At 66.0% G+C, this 12,267-nt stretch carries 11 protein-coding genes; all 11 read left to right on the top strand.

Annotation, left to right across the window (positions count from 1 at the left end; translation table 11 throughout):
• Positions 1-6 precede the first annotated feature (6 nt).
• The 11 genes from moaCB to narI all read left to right on the top strand — a co-directional run bounded on the left by moaCB (position 7) and on the right by narI (position 12,267).
• A complete protein-coding gene (moaCB, locus tag GOC52_RS11690) occupies positions 7-1,005 on the top strand; it encodes a bifunctional molybdenum cofactor biosynthesis protein MoaC/MoaB (protein WP_191849494.1) in 999 nt (332 codons plus the stop codon).
• Positions 1,002-2,255 (top strand): molybdopterin molybdotransferase MoeA, encoded by a 1,254-nt coding sequence (locus GOC52_RS11685; protein WP_054171907.1) that lies wholly within the window; start codon positions 1,002-1,004, stop codon positions 2,253-2,255. Before moaCB ends, GOC52_RS11685 begins: the two co-directional genes overlap by 4 nt.
• Positions 2,255-2,515 carry a MoaD/ThiS family protein gene (locus GOC52_RS11680; protein WP_019659891.1) on the top strand — a complete coding sequence of 87 codons (261 nt, stop codon included), beginning with the start codon at positions 2,255-2,257 and terminating at the stop codon, positions 2,513-2,515. The genes GOC52_RS11685 and GOC52_RS11680 overlap by 1 nt, the downstream gene beginning before the upstream one ends.
• A 3-nt stretch (positions 2,516-2,518) precedes the next feature.
• Positions 2,519-3,019: a molybdenum cofactor biosynthesis protein MoaE gene (locus tag GOC52_RS11675; protein WP_019659890.1), complete on the top strand. Its 501-nt coding sequence runs from the start codon at positions 2,519-2,521 to the stop codon at positions 3,017-3,019.
• A 36-nt stretch (positions 3,020-3,055) separates the two neighbouring features.
• Positions 3,056-3,598 carry a molybdenum cofactor guanylyltransferase gene (mobA, locus tag GOC52_RS11670; RefSeq protein ID WP_019659889.1) on the top strand — a complete coding sequence of 181 codons (543 nt, stop codon included), beginning with the start codon at positions 3,056-3,058 and terminating at the stop codon, positions 3,596-3,598.
• Positions 3,595-3,960, top strand: a complete 366-nt coding sequence (locus GOC52_RS11665) for a DUF7009 family protein (RefSeq protein ID WP_010485308.1) — start codon at positions 3,595-3,597, stop codon at positions 3,958-3,960. The genes mobA and GOC52_RS11665 overlap by 4 nt, the downstream gene beginning before the upstream one ends.
• A gap of 144 nt (positions 3,961-4,104) precedes the next feature.
• Positions 4,105-5,523, top strand: coding sequence for a NarK family nitrate/nitrite MFS transporter (locus GOC52_RS11660; RefSeq protein ID WP_043396273.1), 1,419 nt, complete (start codon positions 4,105-4,107; stop codon positions 5,521-5,523).
• 72 nt (positions 5,524-5,595) lie between these two features.
• Positions 5,596-9,339 (top strand): nitrate reductase subunit alpha, encoded by a 3,744-nt coding sequence (locus GOC52_RS11655; RefSeq protein WP_191849492.1) that lies wholly within the window; start codon positions 5,596-5,598, stop codon positions 9,337-9,339.
• A complete protein-coding gene (narH, locus tag GOC52_RS11650; RefSeq protein WP_071305323.1) occupies positions 9,339-10,883 on the top strand; it encodes a nitrate reductase subunit beta in 1,545 nt (514 codons plus the stop codon). The genes GOC52_RS11655 and narH overlap by 1 nt, the downstream gene beginning before the upstream one ends.
• Positions 10,883-11,563: a nitrate reductase molybdenum cofactor assembly chaperone gene (gene narJ / locus GOC52_RS11645; protein WP_171954407.1), complete on the top strand. Its 681-nt coding sequence runs from the start codon at positions 10,883-10,885 to the stop codon at positions 11,561-11,563. The genes narH and narJ overlap by 1 nt, the downstream gene beginning before the upstream one ends.
• Positions 11,560-12,267, top strand: coding sequence for a respiratory nitrate reductase subunit gamma (gene narI, locus GOC52_RS11640; RefSeq protein ID WP_191849491.1), 708 nt, complete (start codon positions 11,560-11,562; stop codon positions 12,265-12,267). The genes narJ and narI overlap by 4 nt, the downstream gene beginning before the upstream one ends.

Here is a 12,267-nt window from a genome sequence, read left to right as displayed (position 1 = left end):
AACACGATGAGTGGGGAATTGAATGCGGCCTTCCATATGGCCGATGTCCGCGACAAGCGCATCACCCGCCGACGTGCGGTGGCGGTGGGCGAGCTGCATGCCGGTCCAGTGGCCTATCCGCTGATCGTCGAGCGCCGCCTGCCCAAGGGCGATGCGCTGGTGATGGCCGAGATTGCCGGCCTGCAGGGCGCCAAGATGGCCTCGATGCTGATGCCGCTGTGCCATCCGCTGCCGCTGGAACTGGTGCAGGTGTTCTGCGCGCCGGTACCGGAACGGCAGGCGATCCGCGTGTGGTGCGAGTGCGCCAGCGAGGCGCGCACCGGCGTGGAGATGGAGGCACTGGCCGGCGTCAACGCGGCGCTGCTTACCCTGTACGACCTGAGCAAGCCGGTGGAGCCGGCCCTGCGCATCGAAGGCATCCGCCTGCTGTTCAAGGAAGGCGGCAAGCGTGGTGTGTGGCTGCACCCGGACGGCATGGACGAGGCCGAGCGTGAGCGTTTCAACCCGCGTGCGCCAAAGGGGTTGGAGGGTGCGGCCTGCGCGGTGATCACACTGAGTGATCGCGCCAGTGAAGGCACTTATGAAGATGTCTCCGGCCCGACCCTGGTGACCGGGCTGACGAAGCTGGGTGGCGAGGTGGTGGCGGCCGAAGTGCTGCCCGATGGCATCGAGCCGTTGGCAGGCCGCCTGCAGGCCTTGGCCGCCGAGGGCGTGCGCCTGTGCCTGTGTACCGGCGGTACCGGGCTGGGCCCGCGCGACCTGACTCCGGAGGCGCTGCGTTCGTTGAATGCGCGGCCGGTGCATGGCCTGGCGCAGATGGTGCGGGCACTGAGTGCACAGCACACGCCGATGGCCTGGCTGAGCCGCGCCGAGGTGGTGCAGCTGGGCAACATGCTGGTGTTCGCGCTGCCGGGCAGCCCAAAGGCGGCGGCGCAGTGCCTGGACATCCTGGCGCCGGTACTGGGCCACGCCCTGGCGATGGTCGAGGGGGATGGCCACGCATGATCCCCTACAGCGAAGCCCTGCAGCACTTGCTGGACGCGGCCACGCCGCTGCCGGCCGAGCATCTGCCGCTGCATGAGGCCGCGGGCCGCACGGTGGCCCGTGACATCCACAGCGGGCAGTCGTTGCCGCCGTTCGACAATTCGGCGATGGACGGCTTCGCGCTGCGCGCCAACGGCGCGACGTTCGAAGCTGGTACCGAGTTCGCTGTGCAGGGCTGGCAGGCAGCAGGCGATGCCGGCGCCGAAGGCGGCGAGGGTGCCTGGGAAATCATGACCGGTGCGCGCATGCCGGTCGGGCTGGATACGGTGGTGCCGGTCGAGAATGTGGAGATCCTCGCCAGCGAGGATGGTCGCCCGACCCGCATTGCCCTGAAGGGCACGGTAAAGCCGGGCCAGAATGTGCGCCTGCGTGGCGAGGATGTGAGCGACGGCGAGCGCGTGCTGCAGGCCGGGCAGGTGCTGGACATCAACGCGCGCGCCTTGCTGCATGCGATCGGCGTGGGCGAGGTGGCGGTGGTGGCGCGGCCAAAGGCGGCGGTGATTGCTACCGGCAAGGAGCTGGTGACCGAGGCGGCGCAGCCGCTGGCATCCGGGCAGATTCGTGACAGCAACCGGCCGTATCTGGTCGGCCGCCTGCAGGCCGCCGGTGCCGAGGTGGTCTGGCAGGGCACGGTGGGCGATGAGGTGGCGGCGTTCAACGCGGTCCTGGATGAAGCGCTGGAAGCGGGTGCGCAGCTGTTGATCAGCACAGGCGCGGTGTCGGCCGGCCGCTACGATTTCATTCCCGACGCGCTTCGCGGCCGGGGTGCGCGCATCGTGTTCCACAAGGTGGCAATCCGCCCGGGCAAGCCGTTGCTGTTTGCAGTGCTGCCCAACGGCGCGCTGTATTTCGGCCTGCCGGGCAATCCGGTCTCCGCTGCCGTGGGCCAGCGCTTCTTCATCGAGCCAGTGCTGCGCCGCCTGCTGGGGCTGGCACCGGAGCCGGTGCTGACGTTGCCGCTGCAGGCCGACGTGCGCACGCCGCCGGGCCTGCGCTTCCACGCGCGGGCGCGGGTGGAAGTGGATGCGCAGGGTCGCCTGAGTGCGCGCGTGCTGGCCGGGCAGGAGTCGTTCCGTTTGATGTCCATGCTGCAGGCCAACGCCTGGGTGGTGCTGGAGGCTGAGGGTGACCTGGCCAGCGCCGGCACCTACGTGCGCGTGCAGGGCTGGGGTCACCACGAACCGGTGCAGCTGGTGAGCCAGGAGTCATGATGAAACAGGTGAATCTGCAGTTGTTCGGTGCATTTTCCGATCTGGATGCCAGCCGCGAGATTGCCGTGGATGTGGCCGGTGGCACCGTGGCCGATCTGCGCCAGGCGCTGCGCGAGCTGCTGCCGCTGCGTTGGCCGGGATTCCGTGCCGGCCTGCTGGATTATTCGGCGTTCGCCGACCAGCAACGCGTGCTGCGCGACCACGAGGCGCTGCCCGAGGATGGCCGTGTGGCGATCCTGCCCCCGGTGAGCGGGGGCTGAGCGATGAGCGAGAAGATCATCGCGAAGGTGGTGGACCGCGCGCAGGCGGCGATCGATCCGGCCGAAGGCATCGCGGCGGTATCCGATCCGGGCTTCGGTGGCATCGATGTGTTCATCGGCAAGGTGCGCGACGTCAACATCGGCCGGCCGGTGACCGGGATCACCTACGACCTGTTCGAGCCGCTGGTGTTGAACGAGTTCAAGCGGTTGGCCGCCGAGGTCGAGGCGACGTTTGGCCCGAAGCTGATACTGTATGTGGCCCATGCCAAGGGCCGGTTGGGCATTGGTGATGTGGCGGTGGTGGTGGCCGCCGGCAGCCCGCACCGCGACGAGGCGTTCCGCGCCTGCCGGCAGTTGATCGAGGTGGTCAAGCACCAGTGCCCGATCTGGAAGCAGGAGCATTACGAGGACGGCGACAGCGCGTGGAGCGAGGGTTGCAGCCTGTGTCACGTGGACAGCGAACCCGGACATGCCGATGACCATGCGCATGATCATCAACATTGATGCCGACGCAGCCACGCATGGCGTGGCTCTACTGCGATGAGCATCAACGGCATCGTACTGGCCGGTGGCCTGTCCAGCCGGATGGGTCGCGACAAGGCACTGCTGCCGTGGCAGGGCCGCACGCTGCTGGAACACATGCGTGGCCTGTTGATGCAGGCTGGCGCCGAACGGGTATGGGTAAGCGGTGACTATCCGACCTTCGGTGGCATCCCCGATCAGGTTGCGCGCTGCGGCCCACTGGGAGGGTTGCACAGCGTGATGCAGCAGATGCCCGACAGCCCGGCCTGGGTGGTAGCGGTGGATACGCCGTTGCTGGCGCCACGGCTGCTGCAACGGCTGGCTGCCGAGGGGCGGGGCGCGTGCACGATCTTTGACGGGCATCCCTTTCCCATGCTGTTGAATGTGGACAATGCCACTCGTAGCGTGCTGGCCGCGATGCTGGATGATGCGGAAGGGCCGCGCTCTGTACAGGCGTTCCAGCGTCGCCTGCAGATGCACGTGCTGGCGCTTGAAAGCGTTGACGAAGCCTGCCTGGTCAACTGCAATACCCCCGAACAATGGGAGGATGTTGCGTCATGAAAGTGCAGTTGCAGGACCAATCGGTACGGCTTCGCCTGGATGAGGCCGAACTGGCGCGCCTGCTGGCCGGTGAATCGGTCGAGAACATGACCCGCTTCGGCGGTATCGAGGGCTGGGGCATGGCGGTGTCGCTGCATGGCGGCGATCAACCGGTACTGCTCGATGGTGGCACCTTCTGCCGCCTGGTACTGCCGCGCTCGGCAGTTGAGGCCTTGGCGGCACGGCTGCCGTGCCGGGATGGCCTGCCATTCGACATTGCCCTGGAAGATGGCAGCCAGCTTCAGCTGCAGTTCGATGTAGACGTGCGCGATAGCGTGCGCCAGCGCGGAGTCACGCGCCGCAATACCGCTTCATCGATTTGACATTTGTCAGGGGCAGGGTGGAAACCGGCTCCTGATTGATCCAGATCAACCCCGTCGTAGTTGCTGCACGGCCTAATGGCTGCATGACGACGGGTCACAACTTGAAAGCAATACCCACGTCATTCCACAGCCTTGGAGCCATGTATGACCGTCGGTAGCGATCCTGTTGTCCGCAGCACTGCCCGTCCGGGTCGCGTCATCAGCGACTGGACGCCGGAGGACCCCGGCTATTGGGAGCGCACCGGCAAGCGGGTTGCCACCCGCAACCTGGTCATTTCGATCCCCTCGCTGCTGCTGGCCTTCTCGGTCTGGGTGCTGTTCTCGGCGGTGTCGATCAGCCTGCCGAAGATCGGCTTCAACTTCAGTACCGACCAGCTGTTCTGGCTGGTGGCGCTGCCCAGCCTGTCCGGCGCAACCCTGCGCATCTTCTATTCGTTCGTGATCCCGATCTTCGGCGGCCGCCGCTGGACCGCGCTGTCCACCGCGTCGCTGCTGGCGCCGACGCTCTGGCTCGGCTTTGCGGTGCAGGACCCGGCCACGCCGTACTGGGTGTTCGTGGCCATCGCGATCCTGTGTGGCTTCGGCGGCGCGAACTTCTCGTCGTCGATGTCCAACATCTCCTTCTTCTACCCCAAGCAGAAGCAGGGCCTGGCGCTGGGCCTGAACGCCGGCCTGGGCAATGTGGGCGTGTCGGTGGCGCAGGCGGTGATCCCGCTGGTCATCACCGTAGGCGTGTTCGGTGCGCTGGGTGGTGCACCGCAGCCCGCGGTGGAGGGTGGGGCACCGCTGTTCCTGCAGAACGCCGGCTTCATCTGGGTGCCGGCCATCGCGCTGTGCGCCATCGCGGCCTGGTTCGGCATGAACGACCTGACCAGCGCCCGCTCGTCGTTCTCCGAGCAGGCGGTGATCTTCCGCCGCAAGCACAACTGGCTGATGTGCTGGTTGTACATCGGCACCTTCGGTTCCTACATCGGTTTCTCGGCCGGCTTCCCGATGCTGGTGAAGAGCCAGTTCCCGGACGTGAACCCGCTGGCCTACGCCTTCATCGGCCCGCTGCTGGGCGCTCTGATGCGCTCGGTGGGTGGCAGCATGGCCGACCGCTGGGGTGGCGCACGCCTGACCTTCTGGGTGTTCGCGCTGATGATCGCGGCGGTGTTCGGCGTGCTGCACTTCCTGCCCAGCGATGGCCAGGGCGGCAACTTCCATGGCTTCCTGCTCAGCTTCATGGCGCTGTTCGTGCTCAGTGGCATCGGCAATGGCACCACGTTCCGCATGATCCCGGTGATCTTCCGCACCCTGCATGAGCGCTGGTCGGCCAACGACAACGCCGAGGGCAAGGCCACGGCCGCACACCAGGCCAGCATCGAGTCGGCCGCGGTGGTCGGTTTCTCCGGTGCGATCGGTGCCTACGGCGGTTTCTTCATTCCCAAGAGCTACGGCTCGTCCATTACGTTGACCGGCAGCCCCGACATGGCGCTGTACGGATTCGTTGTTTTCTATGTCACCTGCCTGGCCGTGACCTGGTGGTGGTACTACCGGCGCGGTGCCGAGACACCCTGCTGACGACATGAAAACGCACCGCAGCCAGATGACACACACAGCCACGATGCCGATGTCCGCAAAGGGAGATCCCCGATGAGTTATTTCCTCGATCGCTTGCAGTTCTTCAAGCGTGACCCCCAGACCTTTGCCGATGGCCATGGTTTTGCCAAGAGCGAGGGCCGCGACTGGGAAAACAGTTACCGCGCCCGCTGGCAGTACGACAAGATCGTACGTTCCACACACGGCGTGAACTGCACCGGCTCCTGCAGCTGGAAGATCTACGTCAAGAACGGCCTGGTCACCTGGGAAACCCAGCAGACCGATTACCCGCGCACGCGCCCGGACCTGCCCAACCATGAACCACGTGGCTGCCCGCGTGGCGCCAGCTATTCCTGGTACCTGTACAGCGCCAACCGGCTGAAGTACCCGCTGATCCGCGGCACGCTGCTGCGCCTGTGGCGCGAAGCCCGCAAGAGCAAGGCCCCGGTCGATGCCTGGGCCAGCATCGTGGAGGACAAGGAGAAGGCGCGCTCGTACAAGACCCGCCGCGGCATGGGTGGCTTTGTGCGCCTGCAGTGGGAAGAGGCCAACGAGATCATCGCCGCCTCCAACCTGTACACGGTGAAGCAGTACGGCCCGGACCGCGTGGTCGGGTTCTCGCCGATTCCGGCGATGTCGATGGTGTCCTACGCTGCCGGTGCGCGATACCTGTCGCTGCTGGGTGGCGCCTGCCTGTCCTTCTACGACTGGTACTGCGACCTGCCGCCGGCCTCGCCGCAGATCTGGGGCGAGCAGACCGACGTGCCCGAGTCGGCCGACTGGTACAACAGCCGCTACATCATCGCCTGGGGTTCGAACGTGCCGCAGACGCGTACGCCCGATGCGCACTTCTTCACCGAGGCGCGCTACAACGGCACCAAGACGGTGGCGATCTGCCCGGACTATTCCGAGCTGGCCAAGCTGACCGACCACTGGCTGCACCCCAAGCAGGGCACCGACGCGGCGCTGGCCTTTGCCTTCGGCCATGTGATCCTGCGCGAGTTCCATGTTGATTCGCCCTCGCAGTATTTCCAGGACTACTGCCGCCAGTACTCGGACATGCCGATGCTGGTGCGCCTTGAGCGCCGCGACGATGGCCGCCTGGTGGCGGGCCGCTTCCTGCGTGCCAGTGAGCTGGGCGGGCTGGGTGAAGCCAACAACCCGGACTGGAAGACCCTGGCCTACGACGAGAACAGTGGCCAGATCGTGGTGCCCAATGGCTCCATCGGTTTCCGCTGGGGTGAAAAGGGCCGCTGGAACATCGAAGAGAAGGCCAGCAATGGCGCCGACACACGCCTGCGCCTGAGCTTGTCCGACGCCAACGACGGCATCGAGGCGGTGAGCTTCCCTTACTTCGGTGGCATTGAAAGCGACGGCTGGACTGCCGCGCCGGCCGAAGACGTACTGGACCGCAACATTCCGGTGCGCCGGCTGGTCACGGTCGACGGCGGCGAGACGCTGGTGGCCACGGTCTACGACCTGCTGCTGGCCCAGTACGGCGTGGACCGTGGCTTTGGCGGCGGCAACGTGGCATCGAGCTTCGATGACATGGTGCCGGGCACGCCGGCGTGGCAGGAGCGCATCACCGGCGTGTCGCGCGCCGAGGTGATCGAGATCGCCCGCGAGTTCGCGCGTACCGCCGACAAGACCCATGGCCGTTCGATGATCATCGTCGGCGCGGGCATGAACCACTGGTTCCACAACGACATGAACTACCGCGGCCTGATCAACATGCTGATCATGTGCGGTTGCGTGGGCCAGACCGGTGGCGGCTGGGCGCATTACGTGGGCCAGGAAAAGCTGCGCCCGCAGACCGGCTGGCAGCCGCTCGCGTTCGGGCTGGACTGGAGCAAGCCGCCGCGCCACATGAACGGCACCTCGTTCTTCTACTTCAACACCGGGCAGTGGCGCTACGAGAAGCTGCAGGTGGACGAGCTGCTGTCGCCGCTGGCCGATGCCAGCAAGTACGGCGGCAGCCTGGCTGACCTGAACCTGCGCGCGGTGCGCATGGGCTGGCTGCCGAGCACCCCGCAGCTCGACCGCAACCCGCTGCAGCTGGTACGCGAGGCCGAAGCGGCCGGCGTGGCCCCGGCGGACTACGCGCTGGGCAAGTTCAAGGATGGCTCGCTGGACTTCGCCTTCGCCGACCCGGACGCCAGCCAGAACCACCCGCGCATGATGTTCATCTGGCGCTCGAACCTGCTCGGTTCGTCGGGCAAGGGCCACGAGTACATGCTGCGGCACCTGCTGGGTACGCGCCACGGGCTGCAGGGCAAGGACCTGGGCGAAATGGGCGCAGTGAAGCCGCAGGAGGTGAAGTGGCGCGACCAGGCGCCGGAAGGCAAGCTGGACCTGCTGGTCACGCTCGACTTCCGCATGTGCACCACCGCGCTGTACTCGGACATCGTGCTGCCGACCGCCACCTGGTACGAGAAGGACGACCTCAACACCTCGGACATGCACCCGTTCATCCACCCGCTATCCAAGGCGGTGGACCCTGCGTGGGAATCGCGCAGCGACTGGGACATCTTCAAGGAGGTGGCCCGCACCGTGAGCGAGATGGCGCCCGGCGTGCTGGGTGTGGAGAAGGATCTGGTGCTGGTGCCGACCCTGCACGACACGCCCAACGAGCTGGGCATGCCGTTCGGCGTGGCCGACTGGAAGAAAGGTGAGTGCGAGGCCATCCCTGGCCAGACCATGCCGTCGATGACGGTGGTTGAGCGTGACTACCCGAACCTGTACCGCAAGTTCACCTCGCTCGGCCCGCTGCTGGACAAGCAGGGCAACGGCGGCAAGGGCATGAGCTGGGATACCAAGCACGAGGTCGAATTCCTCGGCAAGTTGAACCACACCGTGCACGAAGAAGGCGTAAGCCAGGGGCGCCCGGCCATCTCGACCGCGATCGACGCGGCCGAAGTGATCCTGCACCTGGCGCCGGAAACCAACGGCCATGTGGCGGTGAAGGCCTGGGAATCGCTGGGCACCTTCACCGGGCGCGAGCACACCCACCTGGCCGTGGGCAAGGAGCACGAGGCGATCCGCTTCCGTGACATCCAGGCACAGCCGCGCAAGATCATTTCCTCTCCGATCTGGTCGGGCCTGGAAGACGACAACGTCAGCTACAACGCCGGCTACACCAACGTGCACGAGCTGATTCCGTGGCGCACGGTGACCGGTCGCCAGCAGTTCTACCAGGACCACGAGTGGATGATCGACTTCGGCGAGGCCTTCATGAGCTACCGGCCGCCGGTCAACACGCGCACGGTGGAGCCGCTGCTGAACCAGCGCCCGAACGGCAACAAGGAGATCGTGCTGAACTGGATCACCCCGCACCAGAAGTGGGGCATCCACAGCACCTACAGCGACAACCTGATCATGCAGACACTGTCGCGTGGCGGCCCGATCGTGTGGATCAGCGAGGACGACGCGCGCAGTGCCGGCATCGTCGACAACGACTGGATCGAGCTGTTCAACGTCAACGGCGCGATTGCCGCGCGTGCGGTGGTCAGCCAGCGCGTGATGCCGGGCATGGCGATGATGTACCACGCCCAGGAACGCATCATCAACGTGCCAGGCTCGGAGATTTCCGGCACCCGTGGTGGTATCCACAACTCGGTGACCCGCATCGTGCTCAAGCCGACCCACATGATCGGTGGCTACGCGCAGCTGGCCTATGGCTTCAACTACTACGGCACCTGCGGTACCAACCGCGATGAGTTCGTGATCGTGCGCAAGATGGACAAGGTGGATTGGCTAGATGGCGAGGCCGTACCGGCCGCCGCCAAGGAGGTGGTGTGATGAAGGTCCGTGCACAGATCGCGATGGTGCTGAACCTGGACAAGTGCATCGGCTGCCACACCTGCTCGATCACCTGCAAGAACGTCTGGACCTCGCGCGAGGGCGTCGAGTACGCCTGGTTCAACAACGTGGAAACCAAGCCGGGCATCGGTTACCCGAAGGAATGGGAAAACCAGGACAAGTGGAATGGCGGCTGGGTGCGCACCCGCGCCGGCAAGCTGGTGCCGCGTGCTGGTGGCCGCTGGCGCATGCTGGCCAAGATCTTCGCCAACCCGGACCTTCCGCAGATTGACGACTACTACGAGCCGTTCGATTTCGACTACCAGAACCTGCATACCGCCAAGGACAGCCAGCACCAGCCGACCGCGCGCCCGCGTTCGCTGATCAGTGGCGAGCGCATGCAGAAGATCGAGTGGGGCCCGAACTGGGAGGAAATCCTCGGTTCGGAGTTCAGCAAGCGCTCGCGCGACTACAACTTCGACCAGGTGCAGAAGGAGATCTACGGCGCCTTCGAGAAGACCTTCATGATGTACCTGCCGCGTCTGTGCGAGCACTGCCTGAACCCGGCGTGCGTGTCGGCGTGCCCGTCGGGTGCGATCTACAAGCGCGAGGAAGATGGCATCGTGCTGATCGACCAGGACAAGTGCCGCGGCTGGCGCATGTGCGTGTCGGCCTGCCCGTACAAGAAGATCTACTACAACTGGAAGAGCGGCAAGTCGGAGAAGTGCATCTTCTGCTATCCGCGCATCGAGATGGGTGAGCCGACCGTGTGCTCGGAAACCTGCGTGGGCCGCATCCGCTACCTGGGCGTGATGCTGTACGACGCCGATCGCATCGCCGAGGCCGCCTCGGTGCCGGCCGAGAAGGACCTGTACCAGGCCCACCTGGATATCTTCCTGGACCCGAACGATCCGGCGGTGATCGCTGCCGCGCGCAAGGAAGGCATCCCGGACAGCTGGCTGGATGCGGCCAAGCAGTCGCCGGTGTACAAGCTGGCCATCGACTGGAAGCTGGCGCTGCCGCTGCACCCGGAATACCGCACGTTGCCGATGGTCTGGTACGTGCCACCGCTGTCGCCGATCCAGTCCGCCGCCGAGCGTGGCCGTGTGGGCATGAGCGGCGAACTGCCGGACGTTGCGTCGCTGCGCATCCCGATGCGCTACCTGGCCAACCTGCTGACGGCCGGTGACGAGGCGCCGGTGGTACGCGCGCTGGAACGGCTGATGGCCATGCGTGCCTGGCGCCGGGCCAAGAACGTGGACGGCGTGGAAGACACCGCGGTACTGGAGCAGACCGGGCTGAGCATCGCCCAGGTGGAGGAGATGTACCGCTACCTGGCCATCGCCAACTACGAGGACCGTTTCGTGATTCCGACCGGCCACCGCGAGTACGCCAACGATGCCTTCGGCGAGCGCGGCGGCTGCGGCTTCACCTTCGGCAACGGCTGCAATGGTGACAGCCCGGCCGACCTGTTTGGCCAGCGCAAGAGCACCACCTTCGTGGTCGACAACGGTCCCAACCACCGCCGCAAGGAGGTGGTCTGATGAGCGTGCTCAAGCTGGTCGGGGTGTTGCTGGACTACCCCCGCGAGGAACTGTGGGAGCACGGCGAGGAACTGCTCGCCGCCTGTGACGACCCGGCGCTGAACGCCACCCGCCGCCAGCAGCTGCGCAGCTTCGTGCAGCAGCTGCTGGCCACCGATGCGCTGGATGCGCAGGCGGCGTGGCTGGCCAGTTTCGACCGCGGCCGCTCGATGAGCCTGCTGCTGTTCGAGCACATCCATGGCGAGTCGCGCGACCGCGGCCAGGCCATGGTCGACCTGGTCGAAACCTACCGCCGCAACGGCTTCGAACTGGATGCCCGCGAGCTGCCGGACTACCTGCCGCTGCTGCTGGAGTTCCTGGCCCATCGCCCCGGCAGCGAGGCCCGCGAGTGGCTGCACCACATCGGCCATATCGCCGGGATGCTGGCGGCGCGTGCCGCCGAGCGTGAGCTGCCGCACCGGGCGCTGTTCGAGATCCTGGTCGAAGCCGGTGATGGCAAGGCCGATCTGCAGGCGCTGCGCCAGCGTGCCAGCGAGGAAGTCCGCGACGATACCGCCGAGGCCATGGATCGCTTGTGGGAGGAGGAGGCGGTGCGCTTCGGCGCCGAAGCCCCCGCCGAAGACTGCAAGCCGCCCGTGCGTTCGCCGGCCCGTCCTTCGCATCGAGAGGTCCAGCCATGAGTTACTCCCTGCATCAATTCGCCTTCCAGTACTACCCGTACATCGCCGTGGCGGTGCTGCTGATCGGCAGCTGGGCCCGCTATGACAAGGCCATGTACACCTGGCGCACCGGCTCCAGCCAGATGCTGTCGGACAAGGGCATGCGGATCGGCAGCAACTGCTTCCACATCGGCATCCTGGCCATCCTCGGCGGCCACCTGGTCGGCCTGCTGACCCCGCACGCGGTGTACGAGCACTTCATCACCTCCTCGCAGAAGCAGATGCTGGCGATGGTGGTCGGTGGTGTGTTCGGCGCACTGTGCTTCATCGGCATCAGCATCCTGCTGGTACGACGCCTGTTCAATGCGCGTGTTCGGGCTACCGGCAGCTTCGGTGACACCCTGGTACTGGTGCTGCTGGTCGCGCAGCTGTGCCTGGGCCTGTACAGCATCCGCATCTCGTCCGGGCACCTGGACGGCGGGGTGATGGTGCAGCTGGCCGAGTGGGCGCAGCACATCGTGACCTTCCGTGCCGGTGCTGCTGATTACATCGAAGGCGTCAGCTGGGTCTACAAGATGCATATCTTCCTGGGCCTGACCCTGTTCCTGATCGCGCCGTTCACCCGCCTGGTGCACGTGTGGAGCATTCCGATCAGCTACCTGTGGAGGCCCTACCAGGTGGTGCGCCGCCGCCAGGCCACGCTGCGCTACGGTCCGCGGGAGTAA

Origin of the sequence: Stenotrophomonas sp. SXG-1 (genome assembly GCF_014083965.1) — a bacterium.
GTDB classification, from domain to species: Bacteria; Pseudomonadota; Gammaproteobacteria; order Xanthomonadales; family Xanthomonadaceae; genus Stenotrophomonas; species Stenotrophomonas geniculata.
Note: the sequence above shows the minus strand (reverse complement) of the source record. Positions and strands in the feature narration are given on the sequence as shown.

Coding starts and splice junctions, on each gene's coding strand:
- GOC52_RS11655 (WP_191849492.1), top strand. CDS start 5,596: ATGAGTTATTTCCTCGATCGCTTGCAGTTCTTCAAGCGTGACCCCCAG.
- GOC52_RS11660 (WP_043396273.1), top strand. CDS start 4,105: ATGACCGTCGGTAGCGATCCTGTTGTCCGCAGCACTGCCCGTCCGGGT.
- narJ (WP_171954407.1), top strand. CDS start 10,883: ATGAGCGTGCTCAAGCTGGTCGGGGTGTTGCTGGACTACCCCCGCGAG.
- GOC52_RS11665 (WP_010485308.1), top strand. CDS start 3,595: ATGAAAGTGCAGTTGCAGGACCAATCGGTACGGCTTCGCCTGGATGAG.
- moaCB (WP_191849494.1), top strand. CDS start 7: ATGAGTGGGGAATTGAATGCGGCCTTCCATATGGCCGATGTCCGCGAC.
- GOC52_RS11685 (WP_054171907.1), top strand. CDS start 1,002: ATGATCCCCTACAGCGAAGCCCTGCAGCACTTGCTGGACGCGGCCACG.
- GOC52_RS11680 (WP_019659891.1), top strand. CDS start 2,255: ATGAAACAGGTGAATCTGCAGTTGTTCGGTGCATTTTCCGATCTGGAT.
- mobA (WP_019659889.1), top strand. CDS start 3,056: ATGAGCATCAACGGCATCGTACTGGCCGGTGGCCTGTCCAGCCGGATG.
- GOC52_RS11675 (WP_019659890.1), top strand. CDS start 2,519: ATGAGCGAGAAGATCATCGCGAAGGTGGTGGACCGCGCGCAGGCGGCG.
- narH (WP_071305323.1), top strand. CDS start 9,339: ATGAAGGTCCGTGCACAGATCGCGATGGTGCTGAACCTGGACAAGTGC.
- narI (WP_191849491.1), top strand. CDS start 11,560: ATGAGTTACTCCCTGCATCAATTCGCCTTCCAGTACTACCCGTACATC.